Below are 23826 nucleotides of genomic sequence, written 5' to 3'. Positions count from 1 at the left end.
GCAGAGTTGCGTGAAATCAAGATTTCTTGATGTGCTGCAGAAAATTTGTGGATTCGGCCAGAAGTCAAGAATTGTCGCCATCAACGAAATGGGCGGCACAACCTCTTGGGGGGCGGCCTCTCCCTTGGCATCGACCGGCAACGGTTTAGTCGGTCATTCGGATCAAGCTGTTTGGGGCGTCGGGGGCACACCAGCCCTCATGCACCGAGGTGGGTGAGGAGCCGGTCATCGACAGATTTCGCTTAAGCAAAAGGGCGCGATTGCACTTACGCGGCGACTTGCACTGCCATGATGCCCAGATCAGCGACACAATAAACGCTGCATGGGGTAGGGTAGAGGTGTACGCGAATGTCACGCATACAGCATGATCAACTGTGAAGACAAAACGCGATCGGTGGGGCCGCTCGATTCGGCTGTTCTTACCTGCAGATTTCCCCGATCAGTTGCGGGCTTGGTGAGCACAACAGTGGATGCGGCACGCACACTGGCAACTCTGAAAGGTGATCCATGTTGGCTGAAGTGCTGGGCAAAGAGGCTCACCGCGCCTACCGGCGCCGGCTGGAAACGCTGCTGGGCATCCCCCTCGAGGCTTCGGATCTAGAGATCCACACGTTGATCGCCGCGGGTTTTCCGGCGCGAAGTATCAAACATCTCAGTGATGAAGGTATCGTCTGCGCGGCTGCGCTCAGCCAGATCATCGCACCCAACACCTTGAACAACCGCTGCGCGCGCAGCCAACGCTTGACCTTGGGCGAGAGTGATCGTGTGTTTTGGCTTGCGCACGTAACGGCAATGGCTGAAACGTTGTTTGGCGATAGCCAAAAAGCTCAGCGCTGGCTGAGCAAACCCAAACTGCGCTTTGCAGAGAAACCACCCTACGCTTTGCTCTCCACCAGTCTGGGTACTCGCCTGGTCGAGGAGTTTCTGATTCAACTGGCGGAAGGGCTGGCGTTGTAAGGCGGCGGATTCAAGGCTTTGAGTGTTGATCCGATTGACGCAGGTGTGAGCGAGTCATATCCGGCACAGCCCGAGCCGATGCTTGGTGAATCTCACTCTGTGCATGAGCAGTCTTCACCAGCCTATATCGGAACTGGCGACTGGCGACTGGCGACTGGCGCCGTCGCCCGTATAGCGTGCGAAAGCTCGTAGGGTAAAGCCGATTCGCTTGGTTGCACCGCGTGTTGTTTGGCCGCAGGGAGTCTTACCTCAAGTCTTAGCGATCTGACGACCCTTTAGTGGACTTCGGTCGGCAGAGGAATTGGCCTGCTTGCGTAGCCGGTATCGAGCTGCTGTTTTTGGTTACAGGTCGCCTTTTGCCGGGCCTGCCTACCACGCTGGCAGTGTACATCCCCAATCTCTTCGGGACCTTTATTCCTCAAGGCTTTAGGGGCCCGACCGCTTCTTTGTATACTCAATTCTCGGACGTTATCCTCGATTTCCTTACTGCTCATCGAGAGCTGAAGTATGAAACAGCCCGATTCGAATGTTCTAAGAGAAGCCCGAATTCTCGCCGCGGCCAAGAAAGCCGTCTGGGAAGGTTGTGACTGGCTTTCTGTAGCGGACATCGTGAGCCAAGGGGCGAATAATTCAAGCGCTAGCGATTCTATGCCCCGTGAATGGGAGCGTGCAGGTCGGATATTCTCCATTCGCTACCACGGCCGTGACTACATATGGGTATTCGAGGCAATTATCGCCAGATTGATAATATAGAGTTTAATGTCAGCGACATTGATCGAGCCAAGCGCTTCTACGGTGCTGCCTTCGGCTGGAGTTTTGTGAGCTATGGGCCTACTTACATGGAGTTCAGCGATGGCCGGTTGACAGGCGGGTTCACTACGGGTGAGCCAGTTCGACCAGGAGGCCCGCTGGTGATTTTGTATGCCGAGGATTTGATAGAGACGCAAAGTAGGCTAAAAGCAGCAGGAGCGACGATTAGTCCTGAGAATTTTTCCTTCCCGGGAGGAAAAAGGTTTCATTTTATTGATCTCGACGGTTATGAACTCGCTGTTTGGAGTGCTTCCAACTAAAACAATAGAAATTTCTCTTTGGTGCGCGATGATATTGCAACACAGGCTAGTGACAATGGGCGACCTCGGAACCATTTGCAGCTTTCCCCTAGATGCTCGGGAGTTGTTTTATATCTTCCCGAAAGCTACATATCCGCTAACTGAAAATCAGTTGTCTGAAGCTATCAATCAACGATTTAACTCCACAGTTTTCGAGGTTGGGGATTCCGCAGTCGGCTTTGCCAACTTTTATCGCGCTGAAAGAAAAGGGATTTGCTGTATTGGCAATGTCATCGTTGCCCAAGAAGCAAGAGGTATAGGTGTGGCGACCTTTATTGTGGAAACGATGACTGCTCTGGCGTTCAATCAATATGGCGCAACGGAGGTGCAGATCTCGTGCTTCAATGAAAACACAGAGGGCTTGCTGCTTTATTCGAAACTTGGTTTCTTTCCTTTTGCAGTCGAAGAAAGAAATTATGTGGACATTCGCAGATCGGCACTCATCCATATGACCCGCAGCAGGCAGTACGGAATTTAGCCAAGGCACGGGGTGTCCACGAAGCTCGGGTTAGACACAAGGCCTTGGTTGATGCATGTTAAGCATCCAGCCAAGTAGATAATCAGACGTTTCCTATAGGTGGATAATCGGCCATTAATTACAATCTGGAGAATTTCAAATTTAACTTCTGGATTGGAAAATCAGAAGTACATTGAATAATATTTATTTATTTATTTATTTATTTATTTATTTATTTATTTATTTATTTGTTTGTTTGTTTGTCTAGGATGTATCACGAGTATGAAGGTGTTTGTTCTTTGTTTGATTATTTTGAAGAATGGCACATTCTGTGTAGTTGACGCTAGCGCCGGTATAGCTATACCTGGGGCCGTACAGTGTACCCGCTATCTGAAAAAGAAATCAGCGTTCCGTTGCAGAATGTTGGTTTATCACCGGTGCTGGCACAAATTTGGATCGAGATGGAAGTTACGATTAAAAACCGAGTAATAAAAAAGCACCATTTTTGATTGCGCCGTCAATTTTCCGCATTGAAGTGCAGGCGTAAAAAACGTTTCGAATCTTTAAATTTAATACTTCACTTCCAGATGATCGCGAGTCGATGCTTTGGCTGAATGTCAATAGTATTTTGCCGGGTCTTGAGAGGCAAAATTCGGTGCGACTGGCATCCCGCACACGGTTAAAAATATTTGCTCGGTCAGCGGGGTTGGCAGGTCAACCTGAAAATATTGAAACGGTTCAAGAGGCTGTGTTGAATCAGTAATTTATTTGAGCCGAAAAAATCTCGACCGCAAAAAGATAAAAATTTGGCGTGATATGTCAAATTTTACTGCGAGGTGGATTGCATACTCAGCCGCCCCTTCCCGCCCGCGAAGCGTGGAATAAGTGCGTTCAGATGACACGAATCGTGGCAGGCGAATCAATGCCTAAGCATTTTTCGCACCGCGGATTTCGAATAGGCATCGATCTCTACAGGCGGCGGCAAACAATTCTAAAAAGCAGAGAAATTCGAGGGTCACGATGGAAGATCTAATGATGGCGGATCAATTGAATATCGCCATGATGATGCATCATGCGGAACAGATTGCGGCAGATGTAGAAATTGTTTCGGTGCTCAGCAATGGTTCTCGACATCGTTACACCTATATTGAAGCGTTTGCTCGCAGTCGCCGGCTTGCCAATGCCCTGGATCGTCTGGATATTGCGACGGGAGACCGCGTGGGAACGTTGGCCTGGAATGACTACCGTCACTTTGAGCTGTATTACGCCATCCCGTGTTCCGGGCGCGTGTGCCATACGATTAATCCGCGTCTTTTTGCGGAACAGATCATTTTCATCATTAACGACGCACAAGACCGTGTTCTGTTCGTCGACCCGCAGTTCGTACCGCTGCTGGAAAGTATCCAGACCCAGATATCAGGCGTGCGCCACTTTGTCGTTTTGTGCGATGAAGCCGAGCTGCCGAAATCGACCCTGCCGAATGTAACCAGCTATGAAAAACTGCTGGCTGCCGAAACCAGCGATTACGCCTGGCCAATGCTGGATGAGCGCACTCCCAGCAGTCTTTGCTACACATCGGGGACGACAGGCAACCCCAAAGGTGTGCTTTACAGTCATCGCAGCACGGTGTTGCACAGCTTGGCCGGCAACTTGGGCGAGGCAACCAATCTGTGCGCGCAAGACGTGGTGATGCCGATCGTGCCCATGTTCCATGTCAACGCATGGGGTGTGCCTTACAGTGCGGCGATGGTTGGCGCAAAGTTGGTATTGCCGGGGCCCAAAGCCGGTGATGGCGCCACTCTGGAAAGCTTGATCAATAATGAGCGGGTCACCTATGCATTGGGTGTTCCGACTGTGTGGCTGGCCCTCGTTAATTATCTGGAAAGCAATGGTTTGCACATTGCGAGTCTCAAGCGTGCCGTGTCAGGCGGCTCAGCATGTCCGCTTGCTTTGATAGAGAGTATGGCTCGTCATTGCGTGCGCCTAGAGGTCGGTTGGGGGATGACGGAAACCAGCCCGTTGGGCGCTTATAACCGCCATCAACCCTGGTACGAAACGCTGAGCCCGCAGGACCAGGCTCGCCAAAAAGTCATGGCTGGACGGCAGGTATTTGGAGTGAGTCTGCGAACCGTCGATGACGAGGGAAATATCTTGCCGCGCGACGGCAAAACCTCGGGAAGCTTGCAGGTCAGAGGTCCTTGGGTGTGCTGCGGATATTTTGGTGGGAAATCGACTGATGGCTGGTTCGATACGGGGGATGTCGCCACCCTGGATGCTCGTGGCTATTTGCAGATTACTGACCGTACCAAGGACGTGATCAAGTCTGGCGGGGAGTGGATCAGTTCCATTGAAATCGAGAATGCGGTGATGGCGCACCCTGGTGTGGCAGAGGCAGCGGTGATCGGTGTTTATCAACCTACGTGGGGAGAGCGCCCGCTGCTTTTGGTGGTGCCACGTTCGGGGCATTCCCCAACGTCTCCAGAACTCATTGAGTTTCTGGTTGGAAAAATCGCGAAGTGGTGGTTGCCCGATGCCTGCGAATTGATGTCCGAGCTGCCGCACACTGCCACGGGTAAAGTGAGCAAGAAAGATCTGCGCGAGCGCTTTGCACAATACCAATGGCCCAACATTCGCTGAAATCTATAGCTTGAAAGTCGCCCTGAGATAGCTGGAAGGGCCTGCCAGCCCGGACTGGCAGGCTGCTTTCATTTGAAATGCATTCAGGTCGTCGGGCGCCATCCTCCTCCCCTCCAAAATAGCTTAACGCCCTCCATCAATGATTCCCGAAGCGCTTACGGCGATACGCCGTGCGCTTTCAGTCGCCGCTGAAGGCCGCGGAGTTTTGTGACGCCAAATGTCAAATGTGCGGCACTTGTCGTCAAGAATACGTTGGGGCAGGCAAAGCAAGATGTAAGTGCTCGCGCAATCCGGTGAGCCCATGCGAACACTGGTCAGGCGGTGTTCGGCACTCCTTGAACAGCCCCTGAAGCGCTGCGTGGACGCTGTCGTGATGGGGCCGATTATTTGAAAAGCCGATTGCTTCATACAGCCATCCGATAGAGCGCCCAAGGACGACGCCTACGTGCATTGAACTCATTGACAAAGCTTTCGTGAATCACAGAGAAGGTGTGCAAGTTAGATGAATAAAAATAATAAGATCTGTCATCCAAATCTGCGTCGCGGATTGTTGGCATCCGCAGTGTTGACTGGTCTTGGGATGACGCCTGTGCAGGCGTTCGAACTCGATACAGGAAATGAGGACCTTTCGGTCCGTTTCGACAATACGCTGAAGTTCAACTACGCCCAGCGTGTCGAAGCCCCTAACAGCAAGTTGGCGAACTCGTGGAACAACAACGACGGCGATCGTAATTTCTCATCTGGCAGTCCCGTCTCCCAGCGCCTGGACGTGCTATCGGAACTGGATGTGGTGTACAAAAAGCAGCTGGGTTTCCGGGTCAGTGCCAATAGCTGGTACGACCATGCCTATGACGATGTCGGCAGTTTCAACCCGTCGACCAACCAGCTCAATAATGGTAAGCCCGACTCGAATCATCTGAGCGGTTACGCAGACCGTTATTACAACGGCCCGTCTTCGGAAATTCTCGACGCCTTTGTGTTCGGCAGTACGGAAATTGGCGACGAGTCGTTGCTCAGCGGCAAGGCCGGCAAGCACACCCTTTACTGGGGCGAGAGTGTTTGGCCTTTGCTCATGGCAACAGTTACGGACAGTCGGGACTGGATTTGTCCAAGGCGCTTGCAGTTCCAGGCACCGAAGCCAAAGAGCTGTTCATTCCGCGTAACCAACTGTCCGCCAGCTTCACCGTCAATCCTGAGTTAACCCTGGCCGCCCAGTACTTTCTCGACTGGAATGCATCGCGACTGCCGGAATCCGGCACGTACCTGGGCTTTAACGATGGTCTGCAGAATGGCGGCCACAACCTGTCGCTGGTCGCGGCACAGAACCCCCGTTTCGGCACGCCGGGTCCCTTGGGCGTCAATCAGTTCTTGCGTCTGAGTAATGGCCATACCTACACACCGGACAATCATGGTGATTTCGGCTTGATGGCCAAGTGGAGCTCGGAATGGCTCGACGGTACCCTGGGTCTTTACTACCGGAAAACCGCGGACACCTTGCCCAACGTGGTCTTGCAGCCGGTCTCTGTAGGTGCAGCCCAGTTGGCTTCCGGTAACGCCGGCAGCTACAACCAGTTCTACGTGGATGACATTGATATCTACGGCATCAGTCTTTCCAAAAAACATCGAAGGCGTGAGCGTAGGTTTCGACCTCAACTATCGCCACAACATGCCCCTGGCGAGCGTGGCGGCCACTGTCAACCCAATCCTGGGTTCGGCGACGGCTCCCGGCTTCATCAGCAGCTTTGATGGCGAAAACGGCGTGGCACGCGGCAACACCGTGCACGCAGTGCTTAACGGCCTGACCACGTTCGCCGAAACGCCGCTCTGGGACAGTGCGTCGTTGCTGGTTGAGCTCGGTTACAGCCGTTGGCTGGATGTGACCGACAACAAGCAACTGTTCAAGGGCGAGGACTGGTACTACGGCGTCGACAAGGTCACCAAGGACAACTATGTGCTTGGCGTGAACTTCAACCCGGTCTGGTATCAAGTGTTTCCCGGTATCGATATGTACCTTCCAGCCACTTACAACGCAGGTCTTGCGGGTCAATCCTCCGTGCAGCTGGGTGGTAACAAAGGCTCGGGCAGTTACTCGGTGGGCGTCGGCATGGACGTTCAAAACCAATACCGTTTCGACCTCAAGTACGTCGACAACTTCGGCGATTTCGATACCTGCGGGACTGCGGGCAACGCGGCGGCACACGGGGATGGGGCTGCTCCCGGCGCCAACGGCCAATATAACTGCGTCCCAGGTCAGACCACAGCATTTGCCGGGACACAACCCCAGCTCAAGGATCGCGGCATGGTCACTCTCACTTTTAAAACCACCCTCTGATCTTCGAGCTGTGAGTTAACTGGAGGCACCCCATGAACTTCGTAAAATCACTACTGACCACCACCGTAGCGTTGACGATTGCAAGCTCCGCATATGCAGCAGTCAGCACCGAACAAGCTGCGAAACTTGGCACCAGCCTGACTGCCATAGGCGCAGAAAAAGCTGCCAACGCCGATGGCAGTATTCCTGCCTTTACGGGAAGTCTGATCGCGATTCCGGCCGAGTTCAAACCCGGCGATTCATTCCGTCCCGACCCATTCGCCAGTGACAAGCCGCGCATGGTAATCACCGGTAAAAATGCTGCAGAGAATGCGGACAAGATGTCTGCTTCCACATTGGAACTGCTCAAGCGCTACCCGACTTATCGCGTGGATGTTTATCCAACGCACCGGTCTGTGGTGTTGCCGCGCAACGTGTTGGAAAACAGTGTGGCAAACGCCGTGGAGCAAAAACCGGTGAGGGCGGCCTGACGCTGGAAAATGCTCTGCCGGGTGTGCCGTTCCCAATTCCCTCCAACGGCTATGAAGCTATGTGGAACCACCTTTGCATTACCAGGGGGTGGCCATGAGTAATAAATACGATACCTGGATTGGCGATAGCTCTGGCGCCGTAAATCTCAGTTCCACGGGTGTCATCGATATTGAGTTCCCGCTGTTCGATCCCAAGCGTCCAGCAGGTCCGGCTGCCGTCGATGAAGCTATTTACAAGGTCAAGTTGCAACACACCGGGCCGCGCGCCGTGTCGGTGAAGCACTCTGCTCATCGACTCAGTGAATCCCTTGAAGCAGCCTCGTCGTGCCTGGCAATACCTGCCGGGGCAACGCCGAGTCAAGCTGGCGCCTGACCTGGCTTACGATACGCCCAATCCAGGCACCTCCGGAGTCATGACTTATGATGACGCGTTCCTGTTTAACGGCGCCATGGACCGCTACGACTTCAAGCTGGCCGGCAAAAAGGAAATGTATGTTCCCTACAACACCTACAAGCTGAACTATCACAAGAACGCTGCCGAGCTTGTTACCGCGAGCCATTTGAATCCTGATCTGCTGCGTTGGGAGTTGCATCGCGTCTGGGTGGTCGAGGCAACATTGAAACCCGGCAAGCGCCACATCTATAGCAAACGTACTTTCTATCTGGATGAGGACAGCTGGACTATTTTGGCCTCGGATGAGTACGACGCGCGCGGACAGTTGTACCGGGGAGGTTTCACTCACTTGGCTTACAGCTATGACGTGCAGGCCCCGGACTCGATCAACCACGTGATCTATGACTTTATCGCCGGCTCCTACAGCCTGAGTGGCTTCTACGGCCCTTATGGCGGCTTGAAATACACCGATCCATTGTCCAAGGCTCAGTGGTCCGCCGAGTCTTTGGCCGGCACCGGCATTCGTTAACCCCCGCGATCCCTGTAGGAGCGAGCTCACTCGCGATAACGATGTGACATTCAACATCTCCGCTGAATGCATTGGCCCCATCGCGAGCAGGCTCGCTCCTACAGGGGGATTTTGTTGATCGCGTACGTTGCACCCGAGATAACAATAATGACAAAGATCAAATGGTTTCTGCTCGCTGCCTTAGCGTCCGCCATCGCTGTTCCGTTTGCCCGTCCGGCGATCGCCGCTGAGTTCGCCGATGTGCTGGACACCCCAGCGGTGCGCAGCGAATTGGCGGTGCAATCGATGATGACCGGTTTGACCCGGGCGGGAGAGCGGCTGATTGCCGTAGGTCAGCGTGGGCACATTTTGTATTCCGATGATCGCGGCCAGCACTGGCAGCAAGCGCAAGTTCCAGTCAGTTCCGACTTGGTGGCGGTGCACTTTCCGACATCGCAAAAGGTTGGGCTGTAGGTCATGATTGTGTAGTGCTTCACAGCAGCGATGCCGGACAAACCTGGAGCCGGCAACTGGACGGGCGTGAAGTAGGTCCGATCCTGCTTAACTACTACCAGCATCAACTCGACAGCCATCCAGATGACTCCGACTTGCAGGCAAGGGTTAATGAAGCGCAACGCATGGTCGAGGATGGCGCCGATAAACCTTTCCTTGACGTCTGGTTTGAAAACGAGCGGGTCGGCTACATCGTTGGCGCGTTCAACCTGATTTTCCGTACCGATGATGGCGGTCAGCGCTGGATCCCGCTGATGGAGCGCACCGACAACCCTGGCGCACTGAATCTTTACGCGTTGCGCCCCGTCGGTGATGAGTTGTACGTCGTCGGCGAGCAAGGCCTGGTGATGAAGCAGGATCGCACGAGCGGTCGATTCAAGGCTATGCGGACGCCGTACAGCGGTAGCTTTTTCGGTGTGACCGGAAAACCTGGCGCCGCACTGGTGTTCGGTCTGCGCGGCAACATCTATCGCAGCACAGATGGCGGGTCGAATTGGAAAAAATCGACGTCGGTCTCCCCCTGAGCATTACCTCGAGCACCATCACTGCCGATGGGCGGATCGTCCTGGTCAGCCAGGCAGGTCATGTGTTGGTCAGCACCGACGACGGTTTCAGTTTTCAACTCCAGCCAAATACCTCACTGGCCCCGGTCGCCGCCGTGCAAGTTACCAGCGGCGGTTCACTGGTGCTGGCAGGCACCCGTGGTCTGCGGCAGTTGCCCCTCGAATAAGCACTGCATTACAAAGAGAACACCGATATGGGTCACTACGAACTCGAAACAATGCCAGTGGTTCGCGAGCTGAAGGGCTTCGATGTCCGCTCCGGCAACGGTCTGGAACGGCTGATTTTCAATAACCGCCTGTGGGTGGTGCTGGCCTGCCTGTTGGTGACGGTGTTGCTGAGTTACTTCGCGACCTCCCGGCTGACGCTCAACGCCAGCTTCGAAAAGATGCTCCCGCAAAGTCAGCCCTTCATTAAAAACTACCTGGAAAACCGCCAAGCCTTGCGCGGTCTGGGTAACGCAGTGCGCGTTGTGGTGGAAAGCAGCGATGGCGACATTTTCGATCCACGCTATCTGGACGCACTGAAGCAAATCAACGATGAACTGTTCGTTACCCCAGGCGTCGATCGTGCGTGGATGAAGTCTCTGTGGACGCCTGCGGTGCGCTGGACCGAAGTCACCGAGGAAGGCTTCCAGGGCGGTCCGGTGATGCCCGACTCTTACGACGGATCGGCCAGCAGTGTTCAGCAGTTGCGCCAAAACATCGCCCGTTCCGGGATTGTCGGCAGCCTGATTGGCAACAACTTCAAATCGAGCATGATCTTCGTGCCGTTGTTGGAAAAGGACCCGGTCACCGGCCAGAGCATCGACTATCACCAGTTCTCCAGGACCATCGAGGAGAAGTTGCGTGACAAGTACGAATTTGAAGGCCGCGTTCGCGTGGCGGGCGAGGAGGGCAAGGGGCCGCTCAAGATCCGGGTGATCGGGTTTGCCAAGCTCGTTGGAGATCTGATCGATGGTTTGATGCAGGTGATGTTGTATTTCGGCGCCGCCGCGCTGATTGCCACCGCCATCATTTTTTACTTCACCCGTTGTGTGCGCAGCACGGCACTGGTGATTCTCTGTTCAGTGGTCGCCGTTGTCTGGCAATTGGGGCTGGTCGCTTTACTTGGCTTTTCCCTTGACCCGTTTTCGATTCTTGTCCCGTTTCTGGTGTTCGCCATTGGTGTGTCCCACGGCGCACAGAAAATGAACGGGATCATGCAGGACGTCGGACGTGGCACCCATCAATTGGTGGCTGCGCGATACACATTCCGTCGCTTGTTTCTTGCAGGGCTCACAGCGTTGCTGGCCGATGCCGTTGGTTTTGCAGTGTTGATGTTGATTGACATCCCTGTCATTCAGGACTTGGCGATCACCGCCAGTCTGGGTGTTGCAGTGTTGATCTTCACCAACCTTGTGCTGCTGCCAGTTCTACTGTCCTATTGGGGCGTCAGTCGCAAAGCCGCGGAGCGCAGCCTGCGGGCCGAGAACAATGAGCTGCGCAGTAAAGGTATCGGCGCGGTCTGGACGTTTCTCGACAAGTTCACCGAGCGCAGATGGGCCACGTTCGCCATTTCCGTTGCGGTACTGTTGGCTATAGGTGCGGCCGTTGTCAGCCATCGCTTGAAGATTGGCGACCTCGACCCTGGCGCGCCGGAACTGCGCGCCGATTCGCGCTACAACCGCGACAACGCCTACATCACCGCCAACTATTCTCTGTCCAGCGACCAGTTCGCGGTCATGCTCCAGACGCCCAGCGAAGGTTGTCTGAAGTATGAAAGCCTTGTGGAGGCCGATCGTCTGGGCTGGCTGCTACAGAAGCTGCCGGGTGTGCAAACGACCGTTTCGCTGGTCGACGCTGTGCGGCAGATCACTGCCGGTTCCTATGAAGGCAACCCGAAGTGGCAAACCGTCGCCCGCAACCAGAACGTGCTGAACTACGGCGCACAGCAAGCTTCGGTCAATAGCCCGGACCTGTTCAACAACGATTGTTCGATGATGCCTATCGTCGCGTACTTGTCTGATCACAAAGCCGAGACCCTCGACCGGGTGGTTCAGGTGGCAGAGGCTTTCGCCCGCGAGCACAGCAATGACGAACGTCAATTCATGCTTGCTGCCGGTAGTGCCGGGATCGAAGCGGCGACCAATATCGTCGTACGCGAGGCTAATCGGACCATGCTGTTGTACGTGTACGGCGCGGTGATCGTGCTGTGCTTCGTGACCTTCCGTAGTTGGCGCGCAGTGGTAGTGGCGGTGGTGCCGTTGATGCTGACCTCGATCATGTGCGAGGCGCTGATGGTATGGCTGGGCATGGGGGTGAAAGTCGCCACCTTGCCGGTCATCGCCCTGGGTGTAGGGATCGGCGTGGACTACGCGCTGTACCTGCTGAGTGTGCAATTGGCGCAACAGCGCGCCGGGTTGTCGCTGACCGAGGCTTATCGCAATGCCGTGGCATTCACCGGCAAGGTGGTTGCATTGGTCGGCATCACCCTGGCAGCCGGCGTGATCACTTGGGCATGGTCGCCGATCAAGTTCCAGGCAGACATGGGCATCCTGCTCACCTTCATGTTCATCTGGAACATGGTTGGGGCACTGGTACTGATTCCGGCGCTGTCGCATTTCCTGCTCAGGAATTTCACCGGGCAAGAAACCCCTGAGGCTTCGCCCAACCGCAAGGAATACGCTACGAATGAAAGCCGTTAACAGCGTCCTGATGGCAGGCATCGGTTTGATGCTGGCCCCACAAATTGCCGTGGCTGACACCATGGATTGGCAAGTCGAACTTTCGTCTTATGGCTGGTTTCCCGAGACGACCAGTCACGTCAAGACGCCATTGGGAACGGTGAAATCGGAACTGAGTGCAAGCGATGCGCTGGACTCCCTTGATACCGCTTTCATGGGTTCGATATCTGCACGCAAGGGGCCATGGTCCGTTGTGGGCGATATCTTTTACCTCGACCTTTCATTCAAGGAGCGATCGCCCTTCGGTCGGTTGTTCTCGGAAGTTGAAACGACGACCACCCTGAAGTCCGTTGGCGGATACGGGCTTTACAGCGTGTTTACCAACAACTGGTTCGCGCTGGATGCTGGCGTGGGGGCTCGTTATCTATCGGGAGACATCGACGTTGTACTTCGTGGCATCTCTCGGCCCGATGTCAAATCCAGCGTGAACGACGCGTGGGTTGATCCGCTTGTTGCTGTCCGCGCAACTGCACGTCTGGGTAACAGTTGGCGAGTGGTTATTTGGATGGATGGCGGAGGATTCAGGGTCGCAGATGCCTCGGACAGAACGTGGCAATTGACGTCGGCGGTCTCCTATCGGCTAAACGACAAATGGTCCCTGAGTGGGGGTTATCGCTATCTGTATCTGGATAGGGAGACCGATGGCGTTCCCTACGATCTGAAGTTTTCCGGGCCGTTGGTGGGTCTGAGTTACCGCTTTTAGTCAAGTCGTCAGGGGTGTGGCGCTCCACACCTACCTGACCCCCTCTTTGCGTCCGAACAGCCCAGTCACTTCCATTCGTGGTGTTGAATGGATGTAGGTGCAAAGGATACGCCGCCATCTACACTTGCATCCTACGGCTATATCAAATTACATCACATCATGTCTGCCAAGCGTCCGTCCGGAGCTGAACTGGATCTGGATGCCGACGCCTTTGCAGGAACACGGAGGGGGAATCGTGAAATGGTCGAGTGATGTCTCCGTTGCGGATTGCGGTCCTGGACGATCATTCCTTGATCCGGGTTGCGCTGGAAATGAAGCTGTCCCGCGAGGCAGATTTCAAGGTCGTGGGGGTTTTTCCTACCGGTCAGGATCTACTTGGCGCGTTGCCTGAGTTAGAAGTGGATCTGTTGATCCTTGACTATGTGCTGGGTGCTGATGAGTTGGATGGGCTCAATCTGCTGCGGATGATTCGCCGGCTGCATCCGGATTTGCTCATACTGATTTCATCTTCCACGGAGAGACCGTCGGTTGTGAACCTTACGCTGAATGCCGGCGCTAATGGTTTTTGCGGTAAGTCGGAGGACGTCGCGCGGCTCGTTGAAGCTGTGCGCAAGGTGGCTGCCGGTGATACCTATATCACCTCTCCTGGCCTATGAATTGGGTCGTGACCCGGCGGAAGCTCGCGAAACTACGCTTGATGACTCTTCCCAAGGTGGGGAAATACTATTCAGCGATCCGATTTTGTCACCAAAGGAGCAAGAGGTTCTTCGCTGTTGCCTGGAGGGTATGTCTGTCTCACAGATAGCGAGGAAGTTTTCCAGAAGCATGAAAACCATCAGTGGGCAGAAGCAGGCGGCTTTTCGAAAGTTGGGTGTGCGCACGGATGCGGAGTTGTTCAAGCTGGAGCAGAGTCTTAAAGCTCTTTAGTTGCTGATTGAGTAATGGGGGCAGCAGGGCGCTTAGTTGTCCTGCATTACCGCAAAACCTTTGCCCTAATCTTCTTCACATCTGACGCAATGCGATGGCAATGACTTCCGAACTCGAAGTCTCTTTGCGTTTTTGCGCGGGTGGCATGTATTGAGTCTGTCGGTATCCAGCGAGTGATCCAGGCAGGCGTCTGTGGGTAGCCCACCTGTTTGGCCGGACAGCCTGACACTTTTCGATGCCAGTAGCATCTGGCTCAGACTCTACTCGACCCAGAAACTTATCAAGGCCATGGCCAATATCAAGGCTCAAAACGGAGCCTGACTGATCGCAATTTGCCAGTTGTTGCGCCGGGCCATTGGAGTCATGGGAGCTTTTTGGGACAGATCCTATGTCGATAGGACGGTACGAAATTTAGTCTGAGCGTGATTAGAAATTCCTACTGTTCCCGGCTGTTTCGATGACAGTTTCGCTTGGGCCGCGACTAGCACCTCTCAGAAAAGGTAATTCAGTGTGAAAATGACTAACGTTAGTGTTTCTGTCGTTGACAACGCAACTGTGACATTAACGCGTGATCTGTCACAGCCGTCCGATAAGCCTGTTCGAATTCAGGCAATCAAGGGGGGAATTACGTTCTTTCCGCCGGCGAGCATGGGTTTGCGCCGCAGAAGATTGTTGTCAAGCGTGTAGGCAAGGACTTGCACGTATCGCTTGAAGGGGAAGATCCGCAGGCACCTCGGCTCATTATCGAGGACTTCTATGAGTTCGAAGGTCAGCTCATTGGCATGTCTGAGGACTCCACCTATCACCAGTATGTGGTCGGCGGGCAGAGCGGTAACGATGTGGCGTTCATGCAGGATGGCGTGTCTTCGCCGCTCGCCCTGGATCGTGCAAGCCTCGCCGGATTTGAGCCGAGTTCGTTGCCTGCGTCAGGCGGTCTTTTTTTCGACTTCGGCGCTTGCGCTTGGGGCTCTAGGACTATTGGGCGTTGCTGCGGCGGCGGCCGGTGGTGGTGGTGGTGGTGGTGGTGGTGGTGGTGGTGGTGGTGGTGGTGGTGGTCAAGCGCCGGTGCCGGTGCCACAACCACCCGTAGCTCCTGCGCCACAGCCCCCATTGCCCCGATCACTCCGGGTGCTGTGAACATCAGTGATGCCTCCGGTAGCAACAATCAACCCATCCTGAGCGGTAGCGGTCGTCCGGGCGACACCGTGCAGATCCGCGACAATGGTGTGGTGATTGGTGAGGTCGTAATTGGTGACGGGGGCGAGTGGAGTTTTACCTCCTAGCGCTGTCCGACGGCGACCACAGTCTGACCGTGGTCGTTAAGGATCCGGCTGGAAACACCAGCAGCGAGTCTGAGTCGATCGACTTGAAGATCGACACCGTGGCTCCCGAGGCGCCGACGTTCAACACCTTGCCGGGTGCGACCAACGAGAACCCGACCCTGAGCGGTAATGGCACGCCGGGCGAGACCATCGTCATCCGTGATAACGGCACCGAAATCGGCAGCGTCGTAGTGCAAGAGGACGGCAACTGGTCGTTCACCCCGAGTCCAGCCCTGGGCGAAGGCGAGCACAGCCTGACCGTGGAAGCGGTGGATGCCGCGGGCAACGTCTCCGCGGCTTCGGACCCACAGCCGGTGGTCATTGACACCGCCGTGCCTGACGCGCCGACCTTCAACACCCTGCCAGGAGCGACCAACGAGAACCCGACCCTGAGCGGCACCGGTGCTCCGGGCGAGACCATCGTCATCCGTGATAACGGCAGCGAGATCGGTACCGTCGTGATTCAGCCGGACGGCAACTGGTCGTTCACTCCGAGTCCAGCCCTGGGTGAAGGCGAGCACAGCCTGACCGTGGAGGTAACGGACGCAGCGGGCAACGTGTCCGCTTCGGATCCACAGCCGGTGGTCATTGACACCGCCGTGCCTGACGCGCCGACCTTCAACACCCTGCCAGGCGCCACCAACGAGAACCCGACTTTGAGCGGTACCGGTGCTCCGGGCGAGACCATCGTCATCCGTGATAACGGCACCGAAATCGGCAGCGTCGTAGTGCAAGAGGACGGCAACTGGTCGTTCACCCCGAGTCCAGCCCTGGGCGAAGGCGAGCACAGCCTGACCGTGGAAGCGGTGGATGCCGCGGGCAACGTCTCCGCGGCTTCGGACCCACAGCCGGTGGTCATTGACACCGCCGTGCCTGACGCGCCGACCTTCAACACCCTGCCAGGAGCGACCAACGAGACCCCGACCCTGAGCGGCACCGGTGCTCCGGGCGAGACCATCGTCATCCGTGATAACGGCAGCGAGATCGGTACCGTCGTGATTCAGCCGGACGGCAACTGGTCGTTCACCCCGAGTCCCGCCCTGGGTGAAGGCGAGCACAGCCTGACCGTGGAAGTAACGGACGCAGCGGGCAACGTGTCCGCGTCGGAGCCACAGCCGGTGGTCATTGACACCGACGTGCCTGACGCGCCGACCTTCAACAGCCTGCCGGGTGCGACCAACGAGAACCCGACCCTGAGCGGTAATGGCAGCGCCGGGTGAGACCATCGTCATCCGTGATAACGGCATCGAGATCGGCTCTGTGGTGATTCAGCCGGACGGCAGCTGGTCGTTCACCCCGAGCCCGGCTCTGGGCGAAGGCGAGCACAGCCTGACCGTGGAAGCGGTGGATGCCGCGGGCAACGTCTCCGCGGCTTCGGACCGCAGCCGGTGGTTATCGACACCGCCGTGCCTGAAGCCGCCGACCTTCAACGCCCTGCCGGGTGCGACCAACGAGAACCCGACCCTGAGCGGTACCGGTGCTCCGGGCGAGACCATCGTCATCCGTGACAATGGCACGGAAATCGGTTCCGTTGTGATTCAGCCAGACGGCAACTGGTCGTTCACTCAAGCCCGGCTCTGGGTGAAGGCGAGCACAGCCTGACCGTGGAAGCGGTGGATGCCGCGGGCAACGTCTCCGCGTCCTCGAACCCACAGCCGGTGGTTATCGACACCGCCGTGCCTGACGCGCCGACCTTCAACACCCTGCCAGGAGCGACCAACGAGAACCCGACCCTGAGCGGCACCGGTACGCCAGGCGAGACCATCGTTATCCGTGATAACGGCACCGAAATCGGCAGCGTCGTAGTGCAAGAGGACGGCAACTGGTCGTTCACCCCGAGTCCAGCCCTGGGCGAAGGCGAGCACAGCCTGACCGTGGAAGCGGTGGATGCCGCGGGCAACGTCTCCGCGGCTTCGGACCCACAGCCGGTGGTCATTGACACCGCCGTGCCTGACGCGCCGACCTTCAACACCCTGCCAGGAGCGACCAACGAGAACCCGACCCTGAGCGGCACCGGTGCTCCGGGCGAGACCATCGTCATCCGTGATAACGGCAGCGAGATCGGTACCGTCGTGATTCAGCCGGACGGCAACTGGTCGTTCACCCCGAGCCCGGCTCTGGACGAAGGCGAACACAGCCTGACCGTGGAAGCGGTGGATGCCGCGGGCAACGTCTCCGCGTCCTCGGACCCACGGCCGGTGGTCATTGACACCGCCGTGCCTGACGCGCCGACCTTCAATACTCTACCAGGCGCGACCAACCAGAACCCGACCCTGAGCGGTACCGGCATACCGGGCGAGACCATCGTCATCCGTGATAACGGCGCGAGATCGGTACCGTCGTGATTCAGCCGGACGGCAACTGGTCGTTCACCCCGAGTCCAGCCCTGGGTGAAGGCGAGCACAGCCTGACCGTGGAAGCGGTGGATGCCGCGGGCAACGTCTCCGGCTCCTCGGACCCACAGCCGGTGGTCATCGACACCGTGGCTCCTGACGCACCGACCTTCAACACCCTGCCAGGCGCCACCAACGAGAGCCCGACATTGAGTGGTACCGGGTTCGCCGGGCGAGACCATCGTTATCCGTGATAACGGCACCGAGATCGGTACCGTCGTGATTCAGCCGGACGGCAACTGGTCGTTCACCCCGAGCCCGGCCCTGGGCGAAGGCGAGCACAGCCTGACCGTGGAGGTGGCGGACGCGGCGGGCAATGTGTCCGTGTCGGCCCCGCAGGTTATAGACATCGACACCATCGCCCCCCTGTCGGTGGCCACGCTCACTCACATCAGCAAGGACAGTGGCTTTGGAGATACCGATCTGGTGACCAACGATGGCAGCCCAGGGCGCCTGATGTCCGGTACGCTGAGCTCAGAGTTGAGCAAGGGAGAAAAGGTTCAGGTGTCCTTGGATAACGGTGCCACATGGATGGACGCAGAGGTGAATGGCACCAACTGGTTTGTCATGGACAACAGCTCGCACTCTGGGGACTGGACGATCTGCGCGCGCGTGGTAGACGCGACCGGCAATATGGGTGTCGAAAGCTCATCGACGGTCACGTTGCTAAACGCGTCAGCTCGCCCCTCGCCCCCCTTGTCTTGACCCCGACCGCTGATGGGAATGTAATTGTCAGATTCGACCCTCAGACCGTGAAGGTGGGAGATCGCATCGTATTGACGCACTATGGCGCGCGTTACGAGCATGTGTTGACCGAGGCAGAGGTTGCCGCGGGAGCCGCCGCTGTCAACGCTGCACATGTACCTGAACGCATTGACTTTAGCGATTTCAGTTACACCAGTACCGAAAACGCCAGTAGCGTCGATTTCCATGGCCTGACGATGCATTTCGAGGGGCAGGTCATCAAGAGCACAGGGCCCGTGCTCAAGGGCCCTGGGAGGCGGGCACCAAAGACCACCATCGACATCGATGGCGGAACGAACTCGGTGTTGATCAAGCTGGCTGGCCTGGATTCTACATCGCGTCAGACGATGTACAAGTTCTACGACGCAGAGGGCAACCTCATCGGCACAGTGGACAACTACAGTGAATGCTAATGGCCAGCATTCCGGGAGCCTGATCCAGGACTATGGACACGTAATGGAGTTCGTGGCCCCGGAAGGACATACCATCTACAGCTTCACGATTGAGACGCCTAATGATACGTCTGGCATTTACTCGGAGTTCCTGTCACTGGGCATGGGGGAGGCATTGATGTCATGTCGGCAGCTATTGTGGATTCGGCGGGCAACTCCTCGGACTTGCTGACACAAGCGCAGAGCACAATCGCTCAGGACTTTGAGGTGCTAATCTGCCCAGAGCCTCGCCATAGGCCAAAAGCAGGGATATCGGCTCCATGACGATTACGGCACTCTTGAAGGAGTTCGACCCGATTCTGAAACAGGTTGCTGGGGACGCCTCTTGGGGAGGCAAGGGCTACGGTTCCTGGCTGCAGGCGACCGCGGGAGCCGCAGTGGGCGTTGAACTGAAGGGAGCCTCAGGCACCCGTTTCACCGCGAATTTTGCTGATATCAACAACACCAAATCCGGACAGGCGCTGCGTTTTTACGATGCCGATAACAATCTGATCCTGAGCGTGGATCTGAATGCTATTGGCACCGGAGCGGAGTGGGGGATCTCACGGCGCCCACACTTGGGAGATGCCGGAGGGTAAGTCCTTTACTCGCTTCGAATTTCATGGGGGTACGGATCGGATTCTGATGGATAACATTCGCATAGACTGGGTTGGTGAGCAGGCAGTTATGCCGGTAGACGCTTATGCAGGAAGTGCATGGCGGAGCGGGCTATCAGGGTGGATGCGGCTGATAACGTCTTCAACCTGGCAGATGTCTCAAACTTGATGAACGTTTACTCCAATGTTGATGGTGGTGCTGGTGTGGACACGTTGGTGTTGAGCGGCGCCGATCAGATGCTGGATTTTTCCTTGTTGAGTGGCAAGATCGATTCGATGGAGGTGTTGGACATCACGGGCACAGGCAACAACGCGCTCAAGTTGTCGTTGGGCGATGTGCTGGACCAGGGTGTCAAGGATCTGTTCCACACCGACGGGAACGCCCAGATGATGGTGCGCGGCGATAGCGGCGATACCGTCACGCTCGACGACATACTGCCCAATGGCATCACGCCTGGAGAATGGGCCAGCAGTGGCACTGTGGACGTCGGTGGCGTGACCTACACCAGCTACCAGTACTCCACGCTGGATGCCGAGTTGCTGGTGCAGCAGGGGGTGACCGTCAATCTGGTTTGATGGTCGGCGTTGACCCTTTGAATGTTGCGGCTTGGCTCGTCGGTTCGTTGTTCTTCTCTCGCAGGCAAACAATGGGCGCCTGGTGCGTCCATTGTTTTTGGCGATAGGCAGGCAATCTTCACGGTGACCTGGCCAAATTTGTTCTGCCAAGGAAATTCCATCATGGAAATCTATTCAAATATCAGGGAAGTTATCGACGGACTGCAGGGGCTTCCTTGGGATGCCAGCCTCTTTGTCAACTATGAGCGATGGCTAGAAACCCCTGAAACCACGCCGATTTATTTGCTCAGTGAACTGGAGGCCCTGGAAGGGGCGCAGACCTGCATGAATCGCAGGAGCCACTCCTCGCACGGCAGTTGGGTGTAGAAGGATTCTTTGATGTGGTGACCTTCCTGCGCCTTATAGCTAATTGTGGCGGGGTATCGCCCGAGTCCAGGGCACTGTGCTGTATTGAAATGATTAATGAGGCGCTTGCCGAAGAGGCTCTCTCGATATTGGTAGATGCCAGTGGCCTTAAGGCCGCGCTGGCTCCGGCGGCGGTGAGTTGAGGTCGAGCCAACCATTGCGCAGACAACTGGCGTTTTGAGCGCGAAGAAAACCTCAGTGCTCTCACGAACACTGGGGTTCCCAACGGGACAGCTCAGCAGAGAAGAAACGTAGGCTAAGGTTCAGCCTCCGGTTTCGAGGGGTGTTTTCAATTTGGAGTTGTTGCCCAGCAAGTTATTTAACCTTCAGCAGCACAACTACAATCGCTTGCCAAACACAACCTACGATCATTATCGCAACGTCGATTTTCAGTAGACGTTTAAGATGAGGTGGGAGGTTTTCAAGATCGCCTGGATCCAGCTCCCCGATGTGAAGTGATGACCTTGGCATCGTGATCATCTGGGCGATTTTTGCTATCTCCAGGAGAGACCAAATTAAACCCCGCTTCCCCAGGCTCGACCCCCAAAGATAAATATATCGGCTGTTCTTCAAGGCCTCCTTTATGGCATTTAAGTGGCGGTGGCTCAGGTACAAACTGAATGCCAGGCCCGCTGCTGCAAGCAGAATTGGGCCACCAGTAACGATAATCGCAATCCAGGGAGACCAAGTGTCGATACTGGTCATTGTTGTGTAATTCCATAAATTCTCTCACCCATGTATTCACCGCCCGCACCACCGTATTCCGCCCCCATCCATGCGCCAGTCCCTACTATGGCCGCGACACAGGCAACACCAAAGATTCCTGTAGAGACGCCAATCGCCAGGCAGATCGGACCACCGGTAACTTGGCCAGCCCATCCACCAGCACCACCACCAAGGGTGGACCCGGTAAATTTCCCTCCTTGAGTAAACTGAACCTTCTCACAAACAGCCCCAGAGTCACCGTTACACACCTGCTGAATCGCCAGCAACGAGAACACACCGCCAATACCAATGCCGATATAACCACCTGTCGTCATATACCGAGCAGCACGACTGGTCGCATTCACATGAGTGGCATAACCCGGAATCTGACCCGGCGCACCGGCCTTGTCCCAATGATGCACTAGGTCAGCTTTGAGCAGGTGACACAATGAAACAGTCAAGTTATTGCCTATCAAGTTATTTTAACTTCAGCAGCACAACTACAACCGCAAGCCAAACCACAACCTACGATCATTATCGCAACGTCGATTTTCAGTAGACGTTTAAGATGAGGTGGAAAGTTTTCAAGATCACCTGGGTCCAGCTCACCGATGCGAAGTGATGCCCATGGCCACACCACCATCCGGAGATTTTTGATATTTCCAGGAGGGACCAGATTAAACCCCGCTTCCCCAGGCTCGGGCCCCAAAGATAAATGTAACGGCTGTTCTTCAATGCCTCCTTGATGGCATCCAGGTGACAATGGCTCAGGTACTGACTGTAGGCAATACTCACGAATCCAAGCAGACTTGGGCCGGCCAGAAGCCAGAAAGCGAGCCAGGACTTCCAAAACTCCTCCGCTGTCATGGCAAGGTTTTCTCGTACAAAATTTCACCTGCGCCTTCGCCAGCCTTACCACCGTATTCCGATCCCATCCATGCGCCAGTCCCTACTATGGCCGCGACACAGGCAACACCAAAGACTCCTGTAGAGACGCCAATCGCCAGGCAGATCGAACTACCGGCAGAACCGGCTATCCTTCCGCTCAAAGCACCTATACCTGTGGCCGCGGCGAATTCCCCCTTGAGTAAACTTAACCTTCTCACAAGCAGCCCAAGAGTCACCTTTACACACCTGCTGAATCGCCAGCAACGAGGACACACCGCCAATACCAATGCCGATATAACCACCTGTCGTCATATACCGAGCAGCACGACTGGTTGCATTCACATGAGTGGCATAACCCGGTATCTGACCCGGCGCACCGGCCTTGTCCCAATGATGCACCAGGCTTCGACTGGATATTCCGAGGGCCGTTTTCAACTTGGGATGATCGCCCAAGGTGGTCTAACCACGCAGACGAGTGGAGTTCAAAAGGTGTGCATCCAGCTTGGTGAGCAGGTGCTTGCGATCAGCGAAGAACTGCGGCGATTTGAGATGGCCATGCTGACGATAGTTTTCCTGGTGCAAGCGCTCCATGGCCTGGAGCGTGTCGCGCAGGTTGGTCAGGTGCTTTTCCATCACCACCGCGCTGATGCCAAGTCAGGTTGAGGCGTTGCTGGTATAGCTGGCGATCTCAGCACCGTGGCGGTGCATGAAGTCGGCCTGCTCCGGTGTCAGCAGGTCGAGGGACGCTTTGACTTGTTGAGCTGCCTGCATCAGTTGCGCTTCCTGGTAAGTACAGGAGGTGTTGTGCGGGTCGCTCAGCACGATCATCGAGCCGGCTTTAACCTCGCCTGGATCAGGGTTGAGCGCCTGAAACTTGCTCATCACGGCCGGGTCGCGTTTGGGGAAAAGTGTGCCTTCCAGTGCCTCACGGGTCATGCTTTTGGGCACTACAAAAAAGCCGGGTTCCTGCGCCGCTACGCTGTTGTATGCTGCTGGAGCTGGGTTGTTCGAAGGGGCAAACCCGGATTGTTGTGGCGCTACCGGGCGGCTGTTCGCAGTTGATGGGGAGTTGCAGCGGCCCGCCTGGCCGCTTTCGGTGGTGTGCTGCTGTTGCTGTAGGTGGCTGTGAACACCGAGGGAATAAAACGGGCTCTACAGGGGCAACCGCTGAAGCTATCCAGCGCGCCAGCCATGAGCCTGCCATGGCTCTCCATGTGCGAAATGCCCCCGATAATCTTATAGATTTTGCCGTCTACCCCACAAGAAACCATGTCCCCTGCGCGAGAGTGCAGAACACCAAATATGTTGATTCTGTTATCACCCTCCAGAACCTTCCTGCCGCAGGTGGTTTTGTCGCCCAAGCCAATGAAATAACCTTCGCTCATTGATTTTCCTTTCCATTTTTTCGGTTGTTCGAGGATGTGCCCGACCGCTGATTGCTGTTGTCAGCTT

Annotated in this window: 24 protein-coding genes and 3 pseudogenes; 22 read left to right on the top strand and 5 right to left on the bottom strand. The window is 56.0% G+C overall.

Going from position 1 to position 23826, the window contains the following annotated elements; genetic code table 11:
• Positions 1–507: 507 nt before the first annotated feature.
• From AB4N76_RS03690 to AB4N76_RS03585, 22 genes and pseudogenes are all read left to right on the top strand, one after another.
• Positions 508–957: an antitoxin Xre/MbcA/ParS toxin-binding domain-containing protein gene (locus tag AB4N76_RS03690; protein WP_460164169.1), complete on the top strand. Its 450-nt coding sequence runs from the start codon at positions 508–510 to the stop codon at positions 955–957.
• A 713-nt stretch (positions 958–1670) separates the two neighbouring features.
• Positions 1671–2027 (top strand): VOC family protein, encoded by a 357-nt coding sequence (locus AB4N76_RS03685; RefSeq protein ID WP_460164168.1) that lies wholly within the window; start codon positions 1671–1673, stop codon positions 2025–2027.
• Positions 2028–2055: 28 nt separating this feature from the next.
• Complete coding sequence (locus AB4N76_RS03680; RefSeq protein ID WP_460164671.1) at positions 2056–2544, top strand: GNAT family N-acetyltransferase; 489 nt, start codon at positions 2056–2058, stop codon at positions 2542–2544.
• Positions 2545–3124: 580 nt separating this feature from the next.
• Positions 3125–3286 (top strand): hypothetical protein, encoded by a 162-nt coding sequence (locus AB4N76_RS03675; RefSeq protein WP_460164167.1) that lies wholly within the window; start codon positions 3125–3127, stop codon positions 3284–3286.
• Positions 3287–3555: 269 nt separating this feature from the next.
• Complete coding sequence (locus AB4N76_RS03670) at positions 3556–5160, top strand: long-chain fatty acid--CoA ligase (protein WP_460164166.1); 1605 nt, start codon at positions 3556–3558, stop codon at positions 5158–5160.
• A gap of 502 nt (positions 5161–5662) precedes the next feature.
• Positions 5663–7492, top strand: a pseudogene (locus AB4N76_RS03665) (DUF1302 domain-containing protein).
• 32 nt (positions 7493–7524) lie between these two features.
• Positions 7525–8885 (top strand): annotated as a pseudogene (locus AB4N76_RS03660) (DUF1329 domain-containing protein).
• Between the two features lie 147 nt (positions 8886–9032).
• Positions 9033–10107 (top strand): annotated as a pseudogene (locus AB4N76_RS03655) (WD40/YVTN/BNR-like repeat-containing protein).
• 27 nt (positions 10108–10134) lie between these two features.
• Entirely contained in the window at positions 10135–12624 is a 2490-nt protein-coding gene (locus tag AB4N76_RS03650) for an efflux RND transporter permease subunit (protein WP_460164165.1), read from the top strand.
• Positions 12611–13366, top strand: coding sequence for an outer membrane beta-barrel protein (locus AB4N76_RS03645; protein ID WP_460164164.1), 756 nt, complete (start codon positions 12611–12613; stop codon positions 13364–13366). Before AB4N76_RS03650 ends, AB4N76_RS03645 begins: the two co-directional genes overlap by 14 nt.
• 251 nt (positions 13367–13617) lie before the next feature.
• A complete protein-coding gene (locus AB4N76_RS03640) occupies positions 13618–14022 on the top strand; it encodes a response regulator (RefSeq protein WP_460164163.1) in 405 nt (134 codons plus the stop codon).
• On the top strand, positions 13913–14293 hold the full coding sequence (locus AB4N76_RS03635; protein ID WP_460164162.1) for a LuxR C-terminal-related transcriptional regulator: 381 nt from the start codon (positions 13913–13915) through the stop codon (positions 14291–14293). Before AB4N76_RS03640 ends, AB4N76_RS03635 begins: the two co-directional genes overlap by 110 nt.
• Positions 14294–14988: 695 nt before the next feature.
• A complete protein-coding gene (locus AB4N76_RS03630; RefSeq protein WP_460164161.1) occupies positions 14989–15576 on the top strand; it encodes a hypothetical protein in 588 nt (195 codons plus the stop codon).
• Complete coding sequence (locus AB4N76_RS03625; RefSeq protein WP_460164160.1) at positions 15558–16835, top strand: Ig-like domain-containing protein; 1278 nt, start codon at positions 15558–15560, stop codon at positions 16833–16835. The genes AB4N76_RS03630 and AB4N76_RS03625 overlap by 19 nt, the downstream gene beginning before the upstream one ends.
• The gene (locus AB4N76_RS03620; protein ID WP_460164159.1) at positions 16819–17217 is read left to right on the top strand and encodes an Ig-like domain-containing protein; all 399 of its coding nucleotides are present in this window, start codon (positions 16819–16821) and stop codon (positions 17215–17217) included. Before AB4N76_RS03625 ends, AB4N76_RS03620 begins: the two co-directional genes overlap by 17 nt.
• 2 nt (positions 17218–17219) lie before the next feature.
• Positions 17220–17960 (top strand): Ig-like domain-containing protein, encoded by a 741-nt coding sequence (locus AB4N76_RS03615; protein WP_460164158.1) that lies wholly within the window; start codon positions 17220–17222, stop codon positions 17958–17960.
• Positions 17957–18202, top strand: coding sequence for an Ig-like domain-containing protein (locus AB4N76_RS03610; RefSeq protein ID WP_460164157.1), 246 nt, complete (start codon positions 17957–17959; stop codon positions 18200–18202). The genes AB4N76_RS03615 and AB4N76_RS03610 overlap by 4 nt, the downstream gene beginning before the upstream one ends.
• The gene (locus tag AB4N76_RS03605) at positions 18162–18713 is read left to right on the top strand and encodes an Ig-like domain-containing protein (RefSeq protein WP_460164156.1); all 552 of its coding nucleotides are present in this window, start codon (positions 18162–18164) and stop codon (positions 18711–18713) included. The genes AB4N76_RS03610 and AB4N76_RS03605 overlap by 41 nt, the downstream gene beginning before the upstream one ends.
• Before the next feature lie 53 nt (positions 18714–18766).
• The gene (locus tag AB4N76_RS03600) at positions 18767–19165 is read left to right on the top strand and encodes a hypothetical protein (RefSeq protein WP_460164155.1); all 399 of its coding nucleotides are present in this window, start codon (positions 18767–18769) and stop codon (positions 19163–19165) included.
• Between the two features lie 299 nt (positions 19166–19464).
• Complete coding sequence (locus AB4N76_RS03595; protein ID WP_460164154.1) at positions 19465–19782, top strand: hypothetical protein; 318 nt, start codon at positions 19465–19467, stop codon at positions 19780–19782.
• A 117-nt stretch (positions 19783–19899) separates the two neighbouring features.
• A complete protein-coding gene (locus AB4N76_RS03590; RefSeq protein ID WP_460164153.1) occupies positions 19900–20376 on the top strand; it encodes a hypothetical protein in 477 nt (158 codons plus the stop codon).
• Positions 20377–20538: 162 nt separating this feature from the next.
• The gene (locus AB4N76_RS03585; protein WP_460164152.1) at positions 20539–20742 is read left to right on the top strand and encodes a hypothetical protein; all 204 of its coding nucleotides are present in this window, start codon (positions 20539–20541) and stop codon (positions 20740–20742) included.
• 354 nt (positions 20743–21096) lie between these two features.
• Here AB4N76_RS03585 and AB4N76_RS03580 read toward each other — a convergent pair whose 3' ends face one another.
• From AB4N76_RS03580 to AB4N76_RS03560, 5 genes are all read right to left on the bottom strand, one after another.
• Positions 21097–21486 (bottom strand): hypothetical protein, encoded by a 390-nt coding sequence (locus tag AB4N76_RS03580; protein ID WP_460164151.1) that lies wholly within the window; start codon positions 21484–21486, stop codon positions 21097–21099.
• The gene (locus AB4N76_RS03575) at positions 21483–21947 is read right to left on the bottom strand and encodes a hypothetical protein (protein ID WP_460164150.1); all 465 of its coding nucleotides are present in this window, start codon (positions 21945–21947) and stop codon (positions 21483–21485) included. Before AB4N76_RS03575 ends, AB4N76_RS03580 begins: the two co-directional genes overlap by 4 nt.
• 886 nt (positions 21948–22833) lie before the next feature.
• Complete coding sequence (locus tag AB4N76_RS03570) at positions 22834–23007, bottom strand: hypothetical protein (RefSeq protein WP_460164149.1); 174 nt, start codon at positions 23005–23007, stop codon at positions 22834–22836.
• A 21-nt stretch (positions 23008–23028) separates the two neighbouring features.
• Positions 23029–23310 (bottom strand): hypothetical protein, encoded by a 282-nt coding sequence (locus AB4N76_RS03565; RefSeq protein ID WP_460164148.1) that lies wholly within the window; start codon positions 23308–23310, stop codon positions 23029–23031.
• Positions 23311–23411: 101 nt separating this feature from the next.
• Complete coding sequence (locus tag AB4N76_RS03560; protein WP_460164147.1) at positions 23412–23759, bottom strand: PAAR domain-containing protein; 348 nt, start codon at positions 23757–23759, stop codon at positions 23412–23414.
• Positions 23760–23826: the final 67 nt, after the last annotated feature.

Source organism: Pseudomonas sp. S2_F03 (assembly GCF_054668335.1).
The sequence above is the reverse complement of the archived record's forward strand: the minus strand, read 5'-3'. Positions and strand labels throughout refer to the sequence as shown.

What these genes read in the sequence shown, in the direction of transcription:
- AB4N76_RS03690 (WP_460164169.1), top strand. Translation starts at nt 508, where the DNA reads ATGTTGGCTGAAGTGCTGGGCAAAGAGGCTCACCGCGCCTACCGGCGC.
- AB4N76_RS03560 (WP_460164147.1), bottom strand. Translation starts at nt 23,759, where the DNA reads ATGAGCGAAGGTTATTTCATTGGCTTGGGCGACAAAACCACCTGCGGC.
- AB4N76_RS03580 (WP_460164151.1), bottom strand. Translation starts at nt 21,486, where the DNA reads ATGACCAGTATCGACACTTGGTCTCCCTGGATTGCGATTATCGTTACT.
- AB4N76_RS03620 (WP_460164159.1), top strand. Translation starts at nt 16,819, where the DNA reads ATGGCAGCGCCGGGTGAGACCATCGTCATCCGTGATAACGGCATCGAG.
- AB4N76_RS03675 (WP_460164167.1), top strand. Translation starts at nt 3,125, where the DNA reads ATGCTTTGGCTGAATGTCAATAGTATTTTGCCGGGTCTTGAGAGGCAA.
- AB4N76_RS03635 (WP_460164162.1), top strand. Translation starts at nt 13,913, where the DNA reads ATGCCGGCGCTAATGGTTTTTGCGGTAAGTCGGAGGACGTCGCGCGGC.
- AB4N76_RS03565 (WP_460164148.1), bottom strand. Translation starts at nt 23,310, where the DNA reads ATGACCCGTGAGGCACTGGAAGGCACACTTTTCCCCAAACGCGACCCG.
- AB4N76_RS03680 (WP_460164671.1), top strand. Translation starts at nt 2,056, where the DNA reads ATGATATTGCAACACAGGCTAGTGACAATGGGCGACCTCGGAACCATT.
- AB4N76_RS03670 (WP_460164166.1), top strand. Translation starts at nt 3,556, where the DNA reads ATGATGGCGGATCAATTGAATATCGCCATGATGATGCATCATGCGGAA.
- AB4N76_RS03645 (WP_460164164.1), top strand. Translation starts at nt 12,611, where the DNA reads ATGAAAGCCGTTAACAGCGTCCTGATGGCAGGCATCGGTTTGATGCTG.
- AB4N76_RS03650 (WP_460164165.1), top strand. Translation starts at nt 10,135, where the DNA reads ATGGGTCACTACGAACTCGAAACAATGCCAGTGGTTCGCGAGCTGAAG.
- AB4N76_RS03585 (WP_460164152.1), top strand. Translation starts at nt 20,539, where the DNA reads ATGGAAATCTATTCAAATATCAGGGAAGTTATCGACGGACTGCAGGGG.
- AB4N76_RS03570 (WP_460164149.1), bottom strand. Translation starts at nt 23,007, where the DNA reads ATGGAAAAGCACCTGACCAACCTGCGCGACACGCTCCAGGCCATGGAG.
- AB4N76_RS03595 (WP_460164154.1), top strand. Translation starts at nt 19,465, where the DNA reads ATGACGATTACGGCACTCTTGAAGGAGTTCGACCCGATTCTGAAACAG.
- AB4N76_RS03590 (WP_460164153.1), top strand. Translation starts at nt 19,900, where the DNA reads ATGGCGGAGCGGGCTATCAGGGTGGATGCGGCTGATAACGTCTTCAAC.
- AB4N76_RS03685 (WP_460164168.1), top strand. Translation starts at nt 1,671, where the DNA reads ATGGGTATTCGAGGCAATTATCGCCAGATTGATAATATAGAGTTTAAT.
- AB4N76_RS03640 (WP_460164163.1), top strand. Translation starts at nt 13,618, where the DNA reads ATGTCTCCGTTGCGGATTGCGGTCCTGGACGATCATTCCTTGATCCGG.